The sequence below is a fragment of the Kitasatospora viridis genome (genome assembly GCF_007829815.1).
GTDB classification, from domain to species: domain Bacteria; phylum Actinomycetota; class Actinomycetes; order Streptomycetales; family Streptomycetaceae; genus Kitasatospora; species Kitasatospora viridis.
The window spans coordinates 1,584,596-1,603,833 of record NZ_VIWT01000001.1 but is presented as its reverse complement, the minus strand read 5'-3'; the positions used below and the strand labels follow the sequence as shown (position 1 = coordinate 1,603,833).

General features: G+C 75.3%; 14 protein-coding genes. 11 read left to right on the top strand and 3 right to left on the bottom strand.

The genetic code is table 11. The annotated features are described in order from the left end of the window. Nucleotides 1-141: 141 nt before the first annotated feature. The 7 genes from FHX73_RS07145 (at nucleotide 142) to FHX73_RS07115 (ending at nucleotide 7,508) form a co-directional block, all read left to right on the top strand. Nucleotides 142-2,874: an FtsK/SpoIIIE family DNA translocase gene (locus FHX73_RS07145; RefSeq protein WP_145904181.1), complete on the top strand. Its 2,733-nt coding sequence runs from the start codon at nucleotides 142-144 to the stop codon at nucleotides 2,872-2,874. Between the two features lie 149 nt (nucleotides 2,875-3,023). Further along, nucleotides 3,024-3,869, top strand: a complete 846-nt coding sequence (locus FHX73_RS07140) for a helix-turn-helix domain-containing protein (protein ID WP_246213403.1) — start codon at nucleotides 3,024-3,026, stop codon at nucleotides 3,867-3,869. Between the two features lie 69 nt (nucleotides 3,870-3,938). Next, nucleotides 3,939-5,399: a 30S ribosomal protein S12 methylthiotransferase RimO gene (gene rimO, locus FHX73_RS07135; protein ID WP_145904179.1), complete on the top strand. Its 1,461-nt coding sequence runs from the start codon at nucleotides 3,939-3,941 to the stop codon at nucleotides 5,397-5,399. Next, the gene (gene pgsA, locus FHX73_RS07130; RefSeq protein WP_145904178.1) at nucleotides 5,396-6,034 is read left to right on the top strand and encodes a CDP-diacylglycerol--glycerol-3-phosphate 3-phosphatidyltransferase; all 639 of its coding nucleotides are present in this window, start codon (nucleotides 5,396-5,398) and stop codon (nucleotides 6,032-6,034) included. The genes rimO and pgsA overlap by 4 nt, the downstream gene beginning before the upstream one ends. After that, nucleotides 6,031-6,534: a CinA family protein gene (locus FHX73_RS07125; protein ID WP_246213402.1), complete on the top strand. Its 504-nt coding sequence runs from the start codon at nucleotides 6,031-6,033 to the stop codon at nucleotides 6,532-6,534. The genes pgsA and FHX73_RS07125 overlap by 4 nt, the downstream gene beginning before the upstream one ends. Nucleotides 6,535-6,738: 204 nt before the next feature. After that, nucleotides 6,739-7,107 (top strand): helix-turn-helix domain-containing protein, encoded by a 369-nt coding sequence (locus FHX73_RS07120; RefSeq protein WP_145904177.1) that lies wholly within the window; start codon nucleotides 6,739-6,741, stop codon nucleotides 7,105-7,107. 68 nt (nucleotides 7,108-7,175) lie between these two features. Further along, nucleotides 7,176-7,508, top strand: a complete 333-nt coding sequence (locus tag FHX73_RS07115) for a hypothetical protein (RefSeq protein WP_145904176.1) — start codon at nucleotides 7,176-7,178, stop codon at nucleotides 7,506-7,508. Here FHX73_RS07115 and FHX73_RS07110 read toward each other — a convergent pair. Further along, the gene (locus tag FHX73_RS07110) at nucleotides 7,437-12,062 is read right to left on the bottom strand and encodes an ATP-dependent helicase (RefSeq protein WP_145904175.1); all 4,626 of its coding nucleotides are present in this window, start codon (nucleotides 12,060-12,062) and stop codon (nucleotides 7,437-7,439) included. The genes FHX73_RS07115 and FHX73_RS07110 overlap by 72 nt on opposite strands. A gap of 208 nt (nucleotides 12,063-12,270) precedes the next feature. Here FHX73_RS07110 and FHX73_RS07105 point away from each other — a divergent pair, with 208 nt between their 5' ends. Next, nucleotides 12,271-13,854 carry a S8 family serine peptidase gene (locus FHX73_RS07105; RefSeq protein WP_145904174.1) on the top strand — a complete coding sequence of 528 codons (1,584 nt, stop codon included), beginning with the start codon at nucleotides 12,271-12,273 and terminating at the stop codon, nucleotides 13,852-13,854. A 45-nt stretch (nucleotides 13,855-13,899) separates the two neighbouring features. Beyond that, entirely contained in the window at nucleotides 13,900-14,094 is a 195-nt protein-coding gene (locus tag FHX73_RS07100) for a DUF3046 domain-containing protein (RefSeq protein ID WP_145904173.1), read from the top strand. An 18-nt stretch (nucleotides 14,095-14,112) separates the two neighbouring features. On the opposite strand, the gene FHX73_RS07095 is transcribed toward FHX73_RS07100, so the two are convergent. Beyond that, nucleotides 14,113-14,649 carry a P-loop nucleotide/nucleoside kinase family protein gene (locus tag FHX73_RS07095; protein WP_145904172.1) on the bottom strand — a complete coding sequence of 179 codons (537 nt, stop codon included), beginning with the start codon at nucleotides 14,647-14,649 and terminating at the stop codon, nucleotides 14,113-14,115. 297 nt (nucleotides 14,650-14,946) lie between these two features. Between FHX73_RS07095 and recA the strand changes: the two genes are divergently transcribed. After that, nucleotides 14,947-16,065 (top strand): recombinase RecA, encoded by a 1,119-nt coding sequence (gene recA / locus FHX73_RS07090; protein WP_145904171.1) that lies wholly within the window; start codon nucleotides 14,947-14,949, stop codon nucleotides 16,063-16,065. Nucleotides 16,066-16,072: 7 nt separating this feature from the next. Then, nucleotides 16,073-17,206, top strand: a complete 1,134-nt coding sequence (gene recX, locus FHX73_RS47630; RefSeq protein ID WP_246213401.1) for a recombination regulator RecX — start codon at nucleotides 16,073-16,075, stop codon at nucleotides 17,204-17,206. 60 nt (nucleotides 17,207-17,266) lie between these two features. Here recX and FHX73_RS07080 read toward each other — a convergent pair whose 3' ends face one another. After that, nucleotides 17,267-18,934: an FAD-dependent monooxygenase gene (locus tag FHX73_RS07080; protein WP_145904170.1), complete on the bottom strand. Its 1,668-nt coding sequence runs from the start codon at nucleotides 18,932-18,934 to the stop codon at nucleotides 17,267-17,269. Nucleotides 18,935-19,238 lie beyond the last annotated feature (304 nt).

The window sequence follows — 19,238 nt, the reverse complement described above, 5'->3', positions numbered from 1 at the left end:
GGTCGTCAGAGTGCCGCCGACCAGCCGATCGGGTGAACCCCGGGGCCGCTGACGGTGTGTCGCCGGACATCGGCGACACACCCCGGGCATGACGGTCGGTCATGTGTCCGGGGCCCGGGGGCCGCCGGTAGGCTCTCGGCCATGGCCTCACGGACGTCCGGCAGCGCGGCACGCACCTCCAGCTCGCCCCAGACGAACAAAGCCGCGGCGAAGAAGGCCGTGGCGAAGAAGGCGCCCGCCCGCAAGTCGGCGGCCAAGGCCCCGGCCAAGTCCGCCGCGCCCGCGAAGAAGGCCGCGGCCCGGAAGCCGGCCGCCCGGAAGACCGCCGCACCGCCCCCCGCCGCCCCGCGCCGCCGCCCGGTGGTGTTCCGCGCCGTGGGCGGGGTGGCCGGCGGCGTCGGCGCGGTCTTCCGGGGCTTCGGCAACGGCGCCAAGAACCTGCACCCGGTGCACCGCAAGGACGGTCAGGCGCTGCTGCTGCTGGCGCTCGCCCTGGTCACCGCGGCCGGCACCTGGTTCCACCCGCAGGGCTGGTTCGGCACCGGCGCCACCGTGGTGGTCAGCGGGCTGTTCGGCCGGCTCGCCGTGCTGGTGCCGCTGCTGATGGCCGCCATAGCGGTGCGGCTGATGCGGCACCCGGAGCTGCCGGAGGCGAACGGACGGATCGTCATCGGGGTGAGCACCCTGGTGGTCGGCGTGCTCGGCCTGGTGCACATCGGCTGCGGCGCCCCGGGCATGCAGAACGGCGTGGTCGGCATCCGCAACGCCGGCGGGCTGATCGGCTGGGGCGTCTCCACCCCGATGATGGCCGCCGCCGGCCCGCCGCTGGCCGTGCCGCTGCTGCTGATCCTGACCTTCTTCGGCGTGCTGGTGGTGACCGCCACCCCGGTCAACAAGATCCCGGAGCGGCTGCGGCTGCTCGGGGTCCGGCTCGGTGTGGCCGAGCCGGTGCCCGAGGACGGCTACGAGGAGGAGTACGGCGACTCCTACCCGAGCGGCCGGGAGCTCTCCACCGAGCCGCCGGAGGACGCCGACCCGGACGCGCTGCCTTACACCGTCGAGGACCCGGTGGACGAGGTGGCCGCCCGCCGGCGCCGCCGCGGCCGCCGCAAGCAGGACGAGCCGGAGCCGGACGGCGCCGCCGAGCCGGACATGTTCACCAAGGACCCGTTCCACACCCGGGACCTGGCCGCCGGGGTGGCCGCCGACCTGGACGGCGCGCTGCTGCACGGCGTGCCGGCCTCGCCGGCCGTGGCCAGCCTGGTGCACCAGGTGCAGGACCGGACCGCGCCGCCGGAGGAGCCGGCCCCGCCGGCCCCCCGCTCCGCCGCCCCCGGCACCGACGCGCCGGCCGCGCCCGCGGACCACTCGCCCGCCCCGCAGCGGATGGAGCAGCTGCAGCTGCTCTCCGGCGGCGGCTACGCGCTGCCCCCGCTGGACCTGCTGGAGCGCGGCGCCCCGGCCAAGGCCCGCAGCGCGCTCAACGACGAGGTGGTGGCCCAGCTCACCACGACCTTCGCCGAGTTCAAGGTGGACGCCAAGGTCACCGGCTTCAGCCGGGGCCCGACGGTCACCCGCTACGAGGTGGAGCTCGGTGCCGCGGTCAAGGTCGAGCGGATCCTCGCGCTGGCCAAGAACATCTCCTACGCGGTGGCCAGCGCGGACGTGCGGATCATCAGCCCGATCCCGGGCAAGTCGGCGGTCGGCATCGAGATCCCCAACCGGGACCGGGAGATGGTCAACCTCGGCGACCTGCTGCGCTCGCGCAGCGCCGCCGAGGACGCCCACCCGATGGTGGTCGGCATGGGCAAGGACGTCGAGGGCCACACGGTGCTCGCCAACCTGGCCAAGATGCCGCACATCCTGGTCGCCGGCGCCACCGGCGCGGGCAAGTCCAGCTGCATCAACTGCCTGATCACCTCGGTGCTGGCCCGGGCCACCCCGGACGAGGTGCGGATGGTGCTGGTGGACCCCAAGCGGGTCGAGCTGACCGCCTACGAGGGCATCCCGCACCTGATCACCCCGATCATCACCAACCCGAAGAAGGCCGCCGAGGCGCTGCAGTGGGTGGTCCGCGAGATGGACCTGCGCTACGACGACCTGGCCGCCTACGGCTTCCGCCACGTGGACGACTTCAACGCGGCGGTGCGGGCCGGCACGGTCACCCCGCCGCTGGGCAGCGAGCGGGAGCTGCGGCCCTACCCGTACCTGCTGGTGATCGTCGACGAGCTGGCCGACCTGATGATGGTCGCGCCGCGCGACGTCGAGGACTCGGTGGTCCGGATCACCCAGCTGGCCCGGGCGGCCGGCATCCACCTGGTGCTGGCCACCCAGCGCCCGTCGGTGGACGTGGTGACCGGTCTGATCAAGGCCAACGTGCCGTCCCGGCTGGCCTTCGCCACCTCGGCGATGGCCGACTCCCGGGTCATCCTGGACCAGCCCGGCGCGGAGAAGCTGGTCGGCAAGGGCGACGCGCTCTTCCTGCCGATGGGCGCCTCGAAGCCGGTCCGGATGCAGGGCGCCTTCGTCACCGAGGCGGAGATCGCCGCCGTCGTGCAGCACTGCAAGGACCAGCTGACCGCCGTCTACCGGGAGGACGTGACGGTCGGCGGCGGGCCGAAGAAGGAGATCGACGAGGAGATCGGCGACGACCTGGACCTGCTGATCCAGGCCGCCGAGCTGGTGGTCTCCACCCAGTTCGGCTCCACCTCGATGCTCCAGCGCAAGCTCCGGGTCGGCTTCGCCAAGGCCGGCCGGCTGATGGACCTGATGGAGTCGCGGGGCATCGTCGGGCCGAGCGAGGGCTCCAAGGCCCGGGACGTACTGGTCAAACCGGACGAGTTGGACGGGGTTCTGGTGACCTTGCGCGGGTAGGGGCCTGAGGGCGCGTCAGCGGGGCGGCCGGCCGCTCGGGCGTCCGCGACGCCGGGCGCGCGTTCGGTCGAACTCCGGTTGAGAAACGATTCACCTGCACCCCTAGACTGTTCTTCCAGCAGGTGGCCTCCGCTCGAAAGGCGTGCCCAGTGACCATCGGCAAGTCCCCGGAAAGTGACCACAGCCGATCCTCCACCGCTGACACCGCGTCGGGTGCCGGCGCGCCGGACGGCACCCCCTCGATCGGCCGCACGCTCGCCCAGGCCCGGCAGGCGGCCGGCCTGACGGTCGATGAGGTGAGCGCCGCCACCCGGGTCCGGGTGCCGATCGTGCACGCCGTCGAGGAGGACGACTTCAGCCGCTGCGGCGGCGCCTTCTACGCCCGCGGCCACCTGCGCGCGCTGGCCCGCGCGGTGGGCGCCGACGGCGAGGCCCTGGTGGCCCGCTACGACGCGATCCACGGCACCGACCCGGTGGAGCTCTCGCCGGTGGCCGCGCTGGACGCCAAGCGGATGAAGGCCGACCGCGGCCGACCGAACTGGACCGGCGCGATGCTGGTGGCGATCGTCGCGGTGATCGTGCTGATCGGCTACAACCTGTTCGCCGGCAAGTCCGGCGGGACGGTGACCGGCTCGGCCAGCGCCCCGCTGCCCAGCACCGCGAGCAGCGCCCCGGCCTCCGTCCAGCCGCCCGCGCCGGCCCCGAGCGTGGCGCCGATCGCCGCCGCCCCGGCCGACAAGGTGACCGTCAAGCTCGTCGCCGACGGCGGCACCAGCTGGGTCTCGGCGATGGACGGCACCGGAAAGTCGCTCTTCCAGAACAATCTGGACAGCGGCGCGGACCAGACCTTCACCGATCCGAAGCAGATCAAGCTGGTGATCGGCAACGCCGCGGCCGTGCACCTGTACGTCAACGGCAAGGACCTCGGCCCGGCCGGCAAGGACGGCCAGGTGGTCCACCTGACCTACACCCCGGGCGACCCGCAGGCCGGGTGAGTCCGGGATCACCTGACGCGCGGCCTCCGGGGGAAACGACACCGGGGGCCGCGCGTTAATCTTGGCCCTATGCCTGAACGCCGTACTGTCGCCCTTGTCACGCTCGGATGCGCCCGCAACGAGGTGGACTCCGAGGAACTCGCCGGGCGACTGGAGGCGGACGGCTGGCAGCTCGTCGACGACGCCTCCGAGGCCGACGTCGCCGTGGTCAACACCTGCGGGTTCGTCGAGGCCGCCAAGAAGGACTCGGTGGACGCCCTGCTGGAGGCCAACGACCTCAAGGGACACGGCCGCACCCAGGCCGTCGTCGCGGTCGGTTGCATGGCCGAGCGGTACGGCAAGGAGCTGGCCGACGCGCTGCCGGAGGCCGACGGGGTGCTCGGCTTCGACGACTACGCCGACATCAGCGACCGGCTGCAGACCATCCTCTCCGGCGGCCACCACGCGCCGCACCTGCCCCGGGACCGCCGCAAGCTGCTCCCGCTCACCCCGGTCGAGCGCCAGGCCGCGGCCGCCGAGATCGCCCTGCCCGGCCACGGCGCCCCGGAGGACCTCCCCGAGGGCGTGGCGCCGGCGTCCGGCCCGCGCACCCTGCGCAAGCGGCTCGACGACTCCCCGGTGGCCTCGATCAAGCTGGCCTCCGGCTGCGACCGGCGCTGCTCGTTCTGCGCCATCCCCGCCTTCCGCGGCTCCTTCATCTCCCGCCGCCCCTCCGACGTGCTGAACGAGGCGGTCTGGCTGGCCGGCGAGGGCGTCCGCGAGGTGGTCCTGGTCAGCGAGAACAACACCTCCTACGGCAAGGACCTCGGCGACATCCGGCTGCTGGAGACGCTGCTGAGCGAGATCGCCGCGGTCCCCGGCATCGAGCGGGTCCGGGTCAGCTACCTGCAGCCCGCCGAGATGCGCCCGGGCCTGATCGAGTCGATGACCGGCACCGCCGACGTGGTGCCCTACTTCGACCTCTCCTTCCAGCACTCCGCCCCGGCCGTGCTGCGCAAGATGCGCCGGTTCGGCAACACCGAGCAGTTCCTGGAGCTGCTGCGCACCATCCGCGACAAGGCCCCGCAGGCCGGTGCCCGGTCCAACTTCATCGTCGGGTTCCCCGGCGAGACCGAGGAGGACTTCGCGGAGCTGGAACGGTTCGTCACCGAGGCCGGCCTGGACGCGATCGGCGTCTTCGGCTACTCCGACGAGGACGGCACCGAGGCCGCGACCTTCGACGGCAAGCTGCCCGAGGACGTGGTGGCCGACCGGCTCTCCCGGCTCTCCAAGCTGGCCGAGGAGCTCACGGCGCAGCGCGCCGAGCAGCGGATCGGCACCGAGGTCGAGGTGCTCGTCGAAGCCCTGGAGGATGACGAGGTGGTCGGCCGGTCCGCCCACCAGGCGCCGGAGACCGACGGCGTCACCACCCTGGTCGGCGCCGAGCGGGCCGAGGTCGGCCAGTTCTACCGCGCCCGGGTGATCGCCAGCGAGGGCGTGGACCTGGTGGCCGAGGCGATCGAGCTCGTCCGTCCGGCGGCCGCGGCATGACCGGCGGGCCGGGTAGCCCGGCAGCGGCCCACCCGGCCCGGTCCGAGGCGGCCCGGCCGGCGGTTCCCTCGCTCTGGAACCTCGCCAACCTGCTGACCATGCTCCGCCTCGCCCTGGTGCCGGTCTTCGTGGCGCTGCTGCTGGCCGACGGCGGGCACGACCCCAAGTGGCGGGCGGTGGCCTGGGCGGCCTTCGCGATCGCCATGATCACCGACCTGTTCGACGGCGAGATCGCCCGCCGCCGGGGCCTGGTCACCGACTTCGGCAAGATCGCCGACCCGATCGCGGACAAGGCGATCATGGGCGCCGCGCTGGTCGGGCTCTCCGTGCTCGGCGACCTGCCGTGGTGGATCACCGCGGTGATCCTCGCCCGCGAGCTGGGCATCACGCTGATGCGGTTCTGGGCGATCCGGTACGCGGTGATCCCGGCCAGCCGGGGCGGCAAGCTCAAGACCCTCACCCAGGGCATCGCGGTCGGCATGTACGTGCTGCCGCTGACCGGCTGGCTGGCCACCGGCCGGGCCGTGCTGATCGCGCTGGCGGTGCTGCTGACCGTGGCGTCCGGCCTGGACTACGTGCGCCAGGCCGTCCAGCTGCGGCGGGCGGCGCTGGCGCGCGACGCGGAGGAGAAGTGACCGAGTTCGTGCCGCTGGCGGAACAGGTGCACGCCGAACTGCGGGCGCTCGGTGCCACCCTCGCGGTGGCCGAGTCGCTGACCGGCGGCCTGCTGGCCGCCCGGCTGGTGGACGTGCCGGGCGCCTCCGCGACCTTCCGCGGCTCGGTCACCGCCTACGCCACCGAACTCAAGGCCGAGCTGCTCGGCGTGGACGAGGGCCTGCTCGCCGTGCACGGCCCGGTCCACCCGGTGGTGGCCCGGCAGATGGCCGAGGGAGTGCGCCGACTGCTCGGCGCCACCTACGGCCTGTCCACCACCGGAGTGGCCGGCCCCGAGCCGCAGGACGGGCAGCCGGTCGGCACGGTACACCTCGGGCTGGCCGGTCCGGGGGGAACTCTGGTCAGTTCGCCCCGGCTGTCCGGCGACCGTGCCACAATCCGACGCAAGGCAGCTCAAGGGGCCCTGGAGCTCTTCCTGACCCATGCGGCGCCCGCCGGGAACCCCGCCGGCTCCAGATGAGTCGGCTGAACAACGGCTGAACAGGCAGAATCCGGGAAACCTCTCGATACCAGGGGCGTGCGGTCGCCCGGGGCGGGAACAACAGGGGAGGGGAGAGGCTTGCAGCCCAGAGTGAACACGACCACGGTCCCCGCACACGAAGCGGGCAAGGCGGTACGGTGGGGACGTGACATCTCGATCCGCAGTCCGAGGAGGGAGCAACCGATGATCCTGCTCCGTCGCCTCTTGGGTGACGTGCTGCGTCGGCAGCGCCAGCGCCAGGGCCGCACACTTCGCGAGGTGTCGGCCGCCGCACGAGTTTCGCTCGGATACCTGTCCGAGGTCGAGCGCGGGCAGAAGGAGGCCTCCTCGGAGCTGCTCTCCGCGATCTGCGACGCACTCGACGTCCGGATGTCCGAGGTCATGCGCGAGGTGAGCGACGAGCTCTCGCTGGCCGAACTCGCCTCGATGGCCGCTCTCTCCGATGACGACCTGCTCCGTCCGGTGCTGGAGCCCGTGCAGCTCCCCGCCCCGGGCGAGCGGATGAGCACGATCACTCCGAAGGCCGCGGCCGTGGACGTCGTCGCTGCCTGATGCGCTCCGCGCCTGAGCTGACCTGACTGCTTGCCGAGCTGCCGGGGGGCCGAGGGAAGGAGCCGCGCGTGCACCGTGCCACCGAGGGCGCGGGCCGAATAGGCCCGCGCGACCGACGCCGGGGGGCGGCCCCGTCCAAGCGGGCCGCCCGGCTCCGGCTGCTGGGACCGCTCGGCGTGCTGCTCTGGCTCGTGCTCGGCTACGCCCTGGTACCGGGGCCCGCGTTCGGCGGGTCCAGCACCCTGTTCGCGCTGCTCACCCTCGGCGGCTGGGGCCTCGGGGTGCTCCCGGTGCACTCCGACAGCCGGGCCCGCGGGTCCGCCCGCCGGTCAGCCGCGCAGCCGCAGCCCGCGCGGGGTCGGGTGGAAGCCGGCCGCCTCCAGCAGGGCGCCGAGGGCTGAGCCGAGCGCCGGCGCGCCGTTCGCCCGCTCCACCGTCAGCCCGCTCAGCCGGCCCTGCCGCACCGCCGCCGCCAGCTCCGCCACCGCGGCCTCGCGCGCCTGCTCGGCCTCGGCCCAGCAGAGCAGCGACTTCCCGCCGCGCTCCAGGTAGAGCGCCAACTCGCCGTCCACCAGCACCACCAGGGCGCCCGCCTTGCGGCCCGGGCGGTGCGTGCCGCCCTGCTCGCCCGGCGGCTCCGGCCAGGGCAGGGCCGCACCGAAGGCGTTGGCCGGGTCGGCGGCGGCCAGCAGCTGGGCAGCGGGCTGGTCGGCCGGGGCAGGCGCCCGCTCCGGCCACTCGACGGCTCTGGCCCGCTCCAGCCGGCTGTTCACCGCGCGCAGCCGGTCGGCCGCGCCGTCCAGCGCGAACTGGGCGCCGCCCAGGCCCTCCACCAGGTAGCCGCGGCGGGCCCGGCCGCGCTCCTCGAAGGCCGACAGCACCCGGTAGACGCCGGCGAAGCCGCCCTGGATCCGCTCGGCCTGCACCGTACCGCGGGTCAGCACGCCGTGCCGGTCCAGCAGCACCTGGGACTGGGCGGCGGCCCGGGCGGTCGGCTCGGCCGGGCCGGGCAGCAGCGACCAGCGGCCGCCCACCGTCGGATCGGTCGGGCGGGCCGGGGTGCGGGCCAGCCCGCCGTACCGCCCGCGCGGCACCGCACGGGGCGCCCGGTGCGCGGTCGCGCCGGCGGTGCGGGCCGAGCCGAGCAGGGCCCGCACCGGGCCGAGGGTGTCGTTGGTGATCCGGCCGGCCCAGACCAAGTCCCACAGGGCGGCGACGATCTCCGGCTCGGGGGTGTCCTGCACCGGGAGGCAGAGCTGACGGAAGGTCAGCCCGTAGCCGCTGGCGAGCGCCGCCAGCAGGGCCTCGTGCAGCGGGGTCGCGGTGAACGGCACCGGCTCGGGGCGGACCAGGTCGGCCGCCTCGGCCAGGTGCAGGGCCAGCCAGCCGTCCTTGCCCGGCAGCGCGCCCGCGCCGGTCCAGCCGATCTCGCCCTCGGCCATCAGCTTGTCGAGCAGCTCCGGGCGGTAGTCGGTGAGCCGGGAGGGCAGCACCAGCCGCTCCAGCGCGGAGGCCGGCAGCACCGCGCCCTGCAACTGCTCGACCACCCGGAACAGGCCGTCCTCACCGCGCAGCCGGTTGCCGCCCAGGTGCTGCCACTGGGGCAGGAAGGCGGCCAGCGCCCGCGGCGGCACCGCCTCCACCTCCTGGCGCAGGGCGGCCAGCGAGCGGCGGCGCAGCCGGCGCAGCACCTCGGCGTCGCACCATTCCGGCTCCCCGGTGCCGCCGGCCTCCACCGGCCGGAACTCGCCCTGCACCAGCCGCCCGGCGGCCGTCAGCCGCTGCAGGGTGCCGGCGGCCACCGCCGTGCCCAGGCCGAACCGGGCGGCGGCCCGCTGGGCGGTGAACGGGCCGTTGGTCCGGGCGAACCTGGCCAGCAGATCGCCCAGCGGGTCCTTCACCGGCTCGGTGAAGGCCTCCGGGACGCCCACCGGGAGCGGGGTGCCGAGCGCGTCCGCCAGCCGCCCGGCGTCCTCGATCGCGGCCCAGCGCTGCTCGCCGGCGATCTTCACCTGGATCGCCCGGCGGCTCGCCCGGAGCTCCTCGGGCCAGTCCGGCCCGGCGCCGCGCTCGGCCAGCTCGGCGGTGCTCAGCGGGCCGAGCAGCCGCAGCGCGTCGGCCACCCCCTCGACGTCCTTGATCCGGCGGTCCGGGGTGAGCCGCTGCAGCTCGGCCTCCAGCTCGGCCAGCACCGCCGGGTCGATCAGCTCGCGCAGCTCGGCCTGGCCGAGCAGCTCGGCGAGCAGCCGGGAGTCCAGGGCGAGCGCGGCGGCCCGGCGCTCGGCCAGCGGGGAGTCGCCCTCGTAGAGGTACTGGGCGACGTAGCCGAAGAGCAGCGAGCGGGCGAACGGGGAGGGCTCGGGGGTGGTCACCTCGACCAGCCGAACGGCGCGCGACTCCAGGTCGCGCATCAGCTCGACCAGCCCGGGCAGGTCGAAGACGTCCTGCAGGCACTCCCGGACCGCCTCCAGGACGATCGGGAAGGAGCCGAACTCGGTCGCCACCTCCAGCAGCTGGGCGGCCCGCTGGCGCTGCTGCCAGAGCGGGGTGCGGCGGCCCGGGCTGCGCCGGGGCAGCAGCAGCGCCCGGCCGGCGCACTCGCGGAACCGGGAGGCGAACAGCGCCGAGCCGCCGACCTGGTCGGTCACCAGCTGCTCGATCTCGCCCGGGTCGAAGAGCACCGCGTCGGCCCCGACCGGCGCCTCGTCAGATGACGGAGCATCGGCTGACGGGAAGTCGAGGAGGTCCATGTCCGGCAGGCGGAGCACGATCCCGTCGTCACCGTGCATCACCTGCGGGTCCAGCCCGTGCCGTTCGCGCAGCCGGGCGCCCAGCGCCAGTGCCCACGGGGCGTGCACCTGGGCGCCGAACGGGGAGTGCACGACGATCCGCCAGTCGCCCAGCTCGTCGCGGAAGCGCTCGACCACGATGGTGCGGTCGTCCGGCAGGTGGCCGGCGGCCTGGCGCTGCTCGGCCAGGTAGCCGAGCAGGTTGCCGGCCGCCCAGTCGTCCAGCCCCGCGTCCCGCAGCCGCTGCTCGGCCTGCGGCTGCGGGAGGGCGCCGAGCTCGCGGACGAAGGCACCGAGCGCCCGGCCCAGCTCCAGCGGGCGGCCCAGCGAGTCGCCCTTCCAGAACGGCAGCCGGCCCGGCACGCCCGGCGCCGGGGTGACCAGCACCTTGTCGTGGGTGATCTCCTGGATCCGCCAGGAGGAGGTGCCCAGGGTGAAGACGTCGCCCACCCGGGACTCGTAGACCATCTCCTCGTCCAGCTCGCCGACCCGACCGCCGCCCTTCTTCGGGTCGGCGCCGGCGATGAAGACGCCGAACAGGCCGCGGTCCGGGATGGTGCCGCCGGAGGTGACGGCGAGGCGCTGGGCGCCGGGCCGGCCGGTCACCGTGCCGGCCACCCGGTCCCAGACCAGCCGGGGGCGCAGCTCGGCGAAGGCGTCCGAGGGGTAGCGGCCGGCCAGCATGTCCAGCACCGAGTCGAAGGCGGACTGCGGCAGGGCGGCGAACGGCGCGGCCCGGCGGACCAGGGCGAGCAGCTCGTCCACCGGCCAGACATCCAGCGCGGTGATCGCGACCAGCTGCTGGGCCAGCACGTCCAGCGGGTTGCGCGGGATCCGCAGCGCCTCGATCCGGCCGGCCCGCATCCGCTCGGTGACCACGGCCGACTGCACCAGGTCGCCGCGGTACTTGGGGAAGACCACGCCGGTCGACACCGCGCCGACCTGGTGGCCGGCCCGGCCGACCCGCTGCAGGCCGGAGGCGACCGAGGGCGGTGACTCGACCTGCACCACCAGGTCGACCGCGCCCATGTCGATGCCCAGCTCCAGGCTGGAGGTGGCCACCACGGCGGGCAGCCGACCGGCCTTCAGCTCCTCCTCGACCAGGGCGCGCTGCTCCTTGGAGACCGAGCCGTGGTGCGCCCGGGCCAGCACCGGCGCGGCGCCCTTGGCCGCGCCCGAACCGCCCATCAGCTCGGCGGGGGAGTGCTGTTCGGACAGCGGTTCGCCGGTGGCGCGCTCGTGGGCGATCTCGTTCAGCCGGTTGCACAGCCGCTCGGCCAGCCGGCGGGAGTTGGCGAAGACGATGGTCGAGCGGTGGGCCTGGACCAGGTCGACGATCCGCTCCTCGACGTGCGGCCAGATGCTCGCCTTCGCCTGCTCCGCGCCCTCGGTGGCCGGGGCCGGGGAGAGCTCGCCCAGGTCGGCGACCGGAACCACCACCGAGAGGTCGAACTCCTTGGCCGAGGGCGGCTGGACGATCGCCGCGCCGCGCTGCGGGGACAGGAACCTGGCCACCTCCTCGACCGGGCGGACGGTGGCGGACAGGCCGATCCGGCGGGCCGGGCGCTCCAGCAGCTCGTCCAGCCGCTCCAGGCTGAGCGCCAGGTGGGCGCCGCGCTTGGTGCCGGCCACCGCGTGCACCTCGTCGAGGATCACCGTGTCGACGCCGCGCAGCGCCTCCCGGGAGGCCGAGGTGAGCAGCAGGAAGAGCGACTCGGGGGTGGTGATCAGGATGTCCGGCGGGTGGCTCTGGAACTTGCGGCGGTCGGCCGCCGGGGTGTCGCCGGAGCGGATGCCGACCTGCACCTCGGGCTCGGGCAGGCCGAGCCGGACGGCGGCCTGGCGCAGCCCGGCCAGCGGCGCGCGCAGGTTGCGCTCCACGTCGACCGCGAGGGCCTTCAGCGGGGAGACGTAGAGCACCCGCAGGCGGCGGCGCGGCTCGGCCGGGGGCGGGGTGCTGCTGAGCCGGTCGAGCGCGGCGAGGAAGGCGGCCAGCGTCTTGCCGGAGCCGGTGGGGGCGACCACCAGCACGTCGGACTGCTGCCGGATCGCCGCCCAGGCGCCGGCCTGGGCGGCGGTGGGCCGGTCGAAGGCGGCCTCGAACCAGGCCCGGGTGGGCGCGGCGAAGCCGGCCAGGGCGTCGGTGGGGTGGTGCTGGTCCGCCATGGCTCCATGGTGCCGGGTGGCACCGACAACCGGGGGCAGCGGTCGGGGTGCGTCCGGTTGGCGGTGGGTGGGGCCGGAACGGAGTCAAGAAATGGGCACATCGGAAATTTCGCTCATATGGTGAGGCTCTGATGCGACTGATGTGATCGGTGTGACGCCCCGTGAGGTGACACGACCTCAGGAGCCGGAGCTCGAGCGGAGGAGAGCGATGCCCGAGGTGCGGTTGGTCTCCCGCCGGCGCCGCCGCTCCCTGGTGCTGCGCAGCGCACCGGCGGTGCTCGCGGCGGCGCTGCTGCTCGGCGGCGCACTGCCCTACATGGCCGACGCGCCGCGCGCCTACCTCAGCTACCTGGTGCTGGCCGACCGGGCCGACGCCCAGGGCAGCGCCACCGCCGACGCCGCGGTGCTGGCGCTCGGCGGCCAGCCGGTGCAGGACTACCCGCAGATCGGCGCGGTGCTCGCCTACTCCGCCGCCGAGGGCTTCGCCGCCCGGCTGCGCACCCGCCCCGGGATCGCCGCCGCCGGGGCCACCCGCACCGCCGCCGTGCCCGGGCCGCCCGGCGCGCTCGCCGGGGCCGGCGACTTCCGCCACCCGGCCGGCTCGCAGGCGCCGACCAGGGCCGGCTCCGAAGCGCTGGGGCGGGCCGGTGCGGGGCCGGCCGCGCAGGCGGGCGCGGAGGCGGTCGACGCGGACGGCACGCCGACCGTGCCCGACCCGGGCGAACGGCCCAGCTGGAACCTGTCGATGATCGGCGACGACCCCGGCGCCCGGGGCCCCGGCCTGCTCGCCACGCCCACCGGGAGCCCGGTCGCGGCGGCCGCCGACCGGCGGGCGGCGGCGCTGCACCACGTGCTGGTCGCGGTGCTCGACTCCGGTGTCGACGACACCCACCCGGACCTGCGGGACGCGGTCAGCCCCGGTGACTCGGCCTCCTGCGCGGACGGTCGCCCGGACGCCCGGTCCGGCGCCTGGCACCCCGACAGCGGGGTGGCCGAGAGCGGGCACGGCACCCACGTGGCCGGGCTGATCGGCGCGGCCAGGGACGGCCGCGGGGTGGTCGGGGTGGCGCCCGGGGTGCGGATCGCGGCGGTCCGGCTGCTCGGCCCGCTCGGCCAGTACTACCCGGAGAACATCGTCTGCGGGCTGCTCTGGGCGGCCGACCGGGGCGCCGTCGCGATCAACAACAGCTACTTCGCCGACCCCTGGAAGTACAACTGCCCCGAGGACCCGGACCAGGGCGCGATGGTGCAGGCCGTCGGCCGGGCGGTGGCCTACGCCGAGCGGACCGCGCTGGTGGTCACCTCGGCCGGCAACGACGCGCAGGACCTGACCGCACCGCGGACCGACGAGCGCAGCCCCAACGACCGGCTCTCCGGCCCGGCGCAGGACCGCCGGCTCGGCCCGGAGTGCATCCGGCTGCCCGGCGAACTGCCCGGGGTGGTCTCGGTCAGCGCGGTCACTCGCAACGGCACCCTGGCCTCCTACTCCAACTACGGCGACGGCCGGGTCACCCTGGCCGCGCCGGGCGGTGACCCGGACGGCGGGCCGGACCAGGCGATCGTCTCGGACTGGCCGGGCGGGCGGTACGCCGCGCTGGCCGGCACCTCGATGAGCGCGGCCGAGGTGACCGGGGCCGTCGCGGTGGCCGCGGCGCTGCACCCGGGCTGGGGGCCGGACCGGTTGCGCGCGCTGCTGGTCGCGCAGGCCGCCGGCAACTGTCCGGTCGGCCCCGGGCTGTGCGCCGACCCGGGCGGCTACGGCGCCGGGGTGCTGGCGGTGCCGCGCCAGTAGCGCCGGGGATCAGTAGCGCCGGGGGCGCCGGGGATACTGGGGGCCATGAGGCTGACCGAGTTCTGGCGACGGATGAACGAGCACTTCGGCCCGGCGTACGCCGAGTCCTTCGCCCGCGACCACGTGATGAGCGAACTCGACGGCCGGACCGTGGACCAGGCGCTGGACGCGGGCTGGGAGGCCAAGGACGTCTGGCGGGTGGTCTGCCAGGTGATGGGGGTGCCGGCGCGGCTGCGCTGAGGGGGTGGCCCGGCCCGGCTACCCGGTGGCCGTGGGGCCGGTGACGACCGCGTGGATCCGCGCGGCCACCTCGGCGGGGGTGCGCCCGCCGGTGTCGACCACCCGGGCCCGGTCGCTCAGCCAGGGGAGGGCCCGCTGGTAGTCGTCGAGGTGGTCGAGGCGCCAGCGGCGGGCGGCGGTCTCCACGGTGTCGTGCTCGATCCGGTGCACCAGGGTGTCGCGCTCGGCGTGCAGGGCGAAGTGGTGCACGGGGACGCCGGTGCGGGTCAGGCCGGCTTCGAGCTCGTCCCAGTACTCCTCCACGAGGACGGACTGCGGGATCACCAGGGGGCCGCCGAGGTAGTCGAGGAGCTGGGTCGCGGTCTCGACCACCAGGTGCCGCCACGGTCGCCAGTCCTGGAAGTCGCGGACGGGGACGGCGGCGTCGAGGACGTGCCGGAGCATGTGGCCGACCGTCTCGGAGTCGAAGATCCGGGCGCCGGGCAGCAGCGTGGTGAGCTGCTTCGAGGCGGTGGTCTTGCCGACGCCGAAGGTGCCGTTCAGCCAGATGATCACGGCGACGAGCCTAGGCGCGGTCACCGCGGTGGGGTGGGCGAATGCCGGAACCGGGTGGGGTGGGGCGGGGTTGCTGCGGGATACGGCGGGATACGGCGGGATACGGCGGGGTGCGGTGGGTGTGGCGGGCTGATGATCGGTGCGGGGCTGTGCGAAACTTGATTCGAACTGGTGTTCCCTATACTGCGTTCCCGGCGAGTTTTCCACAGGCCGAGCCCGTTCGGGGCCGATTGTCGGTGGGACGCGCTAGCGTCGAGGACGATGAAGCGCACAGCACAAAACCCGAGGGTGGAAGCCATGGCAGGTACCGATCGCGAGAAGGCCCTTGAGACCGCGCTCGCCCAGATCGAGCGGCAGTTCGGCAAGGGCTCGGTGATGCGCCTGGGCGACCAGGCCCGTACCCCGATCGACGTGATCCCGACCGGGTCCACCGCGCTGGACGTCGCGCTCGGGGTCGGCGGCCTGCCGCGCGGCCGGGTGATCGAGATCTACGGTCCGGAGTCCTCCGGCAAGACCACGCTGACCCTGCACGCCGCGGCCAGCGCCCAGCGGCTCGGCGGCACCGTGGCCTTCGTGGACGCGGAGCACGCCCTCGACCCGGAGTACGCCCGCAAGCTCGGCGTCGACACCGACTCGCTGCTGGTCTCCCAGCCGGACACCGGTGAGCAGGCGCTGGAGATCACCGACATGCTGATCCGCTCCGGCGCGATCGACCTGATCATCATCGACTCGGTGGCCGCGCTGGTGCCGCGCGCCGAGATCGAGGGCGAGATGGGCGACTCGCACGTGGGTCTGCAGGCCCGGCTGATGAGCCAGGCGCTGCGGAAGATCGCCGGTGCGCTGAACCAGTCGAACACCACCGCGATCTTCATCAACCAGCTGCGCGAGAAGATCGGCGTGATGTTCGGCTCCCCCGAGACCACCACCGGTGGCCGGGCGCTCAAGTTCTACGCCTCGGTCCGCCTGGACATCCGCCGGATCGAGACCCTGAAGGACGGCACCGAGGCGGTCGGCAACCGCACCCGGGTCAAGGTGGTCAAGAACAAGGTCGCCGCGCCGTTCAAGCAGGCCGAGTTCGACATCCTCTACGGCCACGGCATCAGCTGGGAGGGCGGCCTGATCGACATGGGCGTCGAGAACGGCTTCATCCGCAAGGCCGGCGCCTGGTACACGTACGAGGGCGACCAGCTGGGCCAGGGCAAGGAGAACGCCCGCAACTTCCTGCGCGACAACCCGGCGCTGGCCGAGGAGATCGAGAAGAAGATCAAGGTCAAGCTGGGCATCGGCGTCGACCCGGACGCCCCGGCTGAGGGCGCGGCCCCGGCGGACGAGGCGGCCGACGGCGCGGCCAAGCCGGTCACCGCCACGGCCGCCAAGGCGGCGCCGGCCAAGAAGGCGGCGGCGGCCAAGGCCTGATCGAGCGATGCGCAGCGAGCGGGGTCCGGGCGCGGGGGAGCGCCCGGACCGGTCGGAGTGGGACGTCGAGGCCAAGGGCGAGGAAGAGGGGGAGCGCCCGGACTGGGTGGTCGACGGCCCCCGGGCCGGCCGGCGGGGGGCGGCCGGTCCGGCGGGCGGGGGGCCGTTCGACCGCGCGGTCGAGCCTGCGGAGCCGTCGGCCGGCCGGGTGCGCCCGGTCGGGCAGGGCTCGGCGGGCGGCGGGCGGACCGGTCGCGCGCGCCGGGTGACCGAGCCCGCGCCGGGCGCGCCCACGGTGCGGCCGATCGGGGAGTGGGCTGCCGCGGAGCGCCGGCCGCGCCGCGCCCGCGCCCAGGCGCCCGAGCCCGCCGAAGCGCCGACCGCGGACCGGGGGGCCGCGGGCTGGGTGGCCGAGGCCGAGGCCGAGTTGGCCGCCGAGTCGGCTCGCTCGCGTGGGCGGCGTAGCGCTCGGCCGGCCCGTCCCGTGGTGGATCCGCAGGTCGAGCCGGTCGCGGACTGGGTGGCCGAGGCCGAGGCCGAGCTGGCCGCCGACTCCGCCCGCTCGCGCAGGCGGCGCGGCGGTCGGGCGGCGGCGGGGGAGCCGCGCGAGCGGGCGCCGCAGGCCGAGACCGATCCGGCCGCCCGGGCGCGGGACATCTGCCTGCGCCTGCTCACCGGCACCGCGCGCACCAGGAAGCAGCTGGCCGACGCGCTGCGCAAGCGGGAGATCCCCGACGAGGTGGCCGAGGAGGTGCTCTCCCGCTTCGAGGAGGTCGGCCTGATCGACGACACCGCCTTCGCCGCGGCCTGGGTGGAGTCCCGGCACGCAGGTCGGGGGCTGGCCCGCCGCGCGCTGGCCCGCGAACTGCGCACCCGGGGGGTGGACGGCGCGGTGGTCGAGGAGGCCGTCGCCCGGCTCGACCCGGACGACGAGGCGGCCGCCGCCCGCGACCTGGTGGACCGCAAGCTGCGCGCCACCACCGGCCTGGACCGCCAGGTCAGGATCCGCCGGCTGGTCGGCGTGCTGGCCCGCCGCGGCTACGCCGAGGGCCTGGCCTTCCGGGTGGTCCGCGAGGCCCTGGACGCCGAGGGCGAGAGCACCGAGGAGCTGGAGGAGTGGGCGTTCGACTCTTCGGAGTGACGGAGCGTCAGCCGTTCGCCTGACACCCCGTCGGTCGAAACCCCGTCGGCCGACGGCCCGTCAGGCCGACCGCTCCGCCCCCGCCAGCGCCTCCGGCCCGCCGCGGGCGCGTTCGGCGAGCGCGAGCAGCTCCTCCGCGGGCGCGCCCTGGGTGGCCCCGACCAGGTGGCCGTCCGGCCGGATCAGCAGCACGGTGTGCGGCCCGGCCTCCGGGTACTCCTCGGTGACCAGCACCTCGGCCGGCACCGGAAGCGCTCCCGCGACCTCGGCGAGCCGGGGCATCAGCCCGGCCCCCAGCCAGCGCTCGGCCGACCAGACCGCCGTGCCCGGCGCCACCAGCAGCAGCACGAAGGCCGCGCCGAGCCGGGCGTAGAGCCGGTCCGGCACGCCCTCGGTGGTCAGCACCGGCACGTCGGCCACCAGCACCCCGGGCGCGGTGGCCGACAGGCTCTCGGTGAGGGCCGCGCCCCGTCCCGTCCCGCGCTGGACCGGCACCCCGGCCGGCGCCTCCGGGTAGGCCGGCGCCCCGCCGAACCGCCCGGTGCCCAGCAGCCCGTCGGCCAGCAGCGGCGCGTGCTTGCGGAACGAGCCGGTGAGCAGCGAGCGCCTGGTCTGCTGCCAGCCGCGCAGCGGCCGCAGCAGCGGCATCGACTGGTCCACCGCGCGCAGCCGGGCGCCGACCGCGGTGCGCCGCTCCGCCTCGTACCCGTCCAGCAGGGTCCCGCCGGAGCGGGCCCCGCCCGGCAGGTGCCAGGCGATGGCGAGCCGCCAGGCCAGGTTGTCCACGTCGCGCAGCCCGTCCGCCAGGTTCTGCATGCCCAGTGCCCCGTGCAGGTGGGCCGCGTCCCCCGCGAGGAAGCACCGCCCGCTGCGGTACCGGGCGGCCAGCCGCTGCTGCGCGGTGTGGTCGGCGGCGGCCAGCAGCTCGTACCGGGGCAGTTCGCCGCACCACCCGGTCAACGTGGCCTTGACCCGGGTGAGCAGGGTGTCGCCGGTGACCACCCCGGGCCAGGTGGCGTGCGGGTCCACCGGTTCGCTGGGCGCCGGCCGGCCGGGCGGCAGCCGCCAGTCCAGCCGCCAGAGCCCGTCCGGCAGCGGCTGGGCCGAGGCCTCCCGGTCGCCGCGCCAGGGCGGCTCGCGGTGCACCCGGGCCTCGCCGGGGAACGGCAGGTCCACCCGGACGGTGGCGATCGCGTGCCGGTCCACGGCCGGCCGGCCGGGGAACCGGATGCCGAGCAGCTTGCGCACCGCCGACCGTGCGCCGTCGCAGCCGATCAGGTGGCTGGCCCGCCACCAGGTCTGGGTGCCGTCCTGCGGGTGCCGGGTGCGCACGCTCACCCCGTCGCCGTCCTGGTCGATCTCCTCCACCCGGGCGTGCGGCACCAGTTGGACCAGCGGGGAGGCGCTGGCGGCGTCCCGCAGGCCGCGCTGCAGCCGGTGCTGCGAGAGGTGCAGCACCGGGTGGTCGGCCAGGTCGAGGCCGAGCACCTCCTGGCGGCGGCGCCAGACGGTCAGCCGGTTCCAGCGGGCGGCGTCCGAGGCGGCCCGCGGGTAGCCCAGGCGTTCCAGCAGGGCGGTGGTGTCGGCGCCGAGCACGGCGCTGCGCGGCCCTTCCGGGTAGACCCCGCCGCCCTGGTCGAGCACGATGCTCGGCACTTCGTGCCGGGCCAGCGCCAGGGCCATCGCCAGACCGACCGGTCCGGCGCCGACCACGATCACCGGGTCCACGGACGACCCCCGCGGTGCGGCTCGGACGGGGGCGGCAGCGAACCGGCGGTGGTGGCGGCGGAGCGGGTCCCGGGTGGCGTCACGAACAGCAATGCAACAGATCACCTGGGTGTCCGTCAAGCAGCACCCGGTGTGCGCCGGTTCGAGCCGCGGCGCCCGCACGGCCCGGTGTTCGAACCGGGCGCGGCCGCTCGGGGCCGGGCGGAGAGGCGGAAGCGGGACCCGGGGGCTGTAGCCGGCGGAGCTCGCAGCCCCCGGTCAGTTCGACCCTAGGGCGAGCGTTCACTCGCGGTCACCGCATCTG

Bases quoted from the DNA above. Each gene is read 5' to 3' on its own strand.
- pgsA (WP_145904178.1), top strand. From the start codon at position 5,396: ATGACCGGCGGGCCGGGTAGCCCGGCAGCGGCCCACCCGGCCCGGTCC.
- FHX73_RS07145 (WP_145904181.1), top strand. From the start codon at position 142: ATGGCCTCACGGACGTCCGGCAGCGCGGCACGCACCTCCAGCTCGCCC.
- FHX73_RS07100 (WP_145904173.1), top strand. From the start codon at position 13,900: ATGAGGCTGACCGAGTTCTGGCGACGGATGAACGAGCACTTCGGCCCG.
- recA (WP_145904171.1), top strand. From the start codon at position 14,947: ATGGCAGGTACCGATCGCGAGAAGGCCCTTGAGACCGCGCTCGCCCAG.
- FHX73_RS07105 (WP_145904174.1), top strand. From the start codon at position 12,271: ATGCCCGAGGTGCGGTTGGTCTCCCGCCGGCGCCGCCGCTCCCTGGTG.
- FHX73_RS07120 (WP_145904177.1), top strand. From the start codon at position 6,739: ATGATCCTGCTCCGTCGCCTCTTGGGTGACGTGCTGCGTCGGCAGCGC.
- FHX73_RS07110 (WP_145904175.1), bottom strand. From the start codon at position 12,062: ATGGCGGACCAGCACCACCCCACCGACGCCCTGGCCGGCTTCGCCGCG.
- recX (WP_246213401.1), top strand. From the start codon at position 16,073: ATGCGCAGCGAGCGGGGTCCGGGCGCGGGGGAGCGCCCGGACCGGTCG.
- rimO (WP_145904179.1), top strand. From the start codon at position 3,939: ATGCCTGAACGCCGTACTGTCGCCCTTGTCACGCTCGGATGCGCCCGC.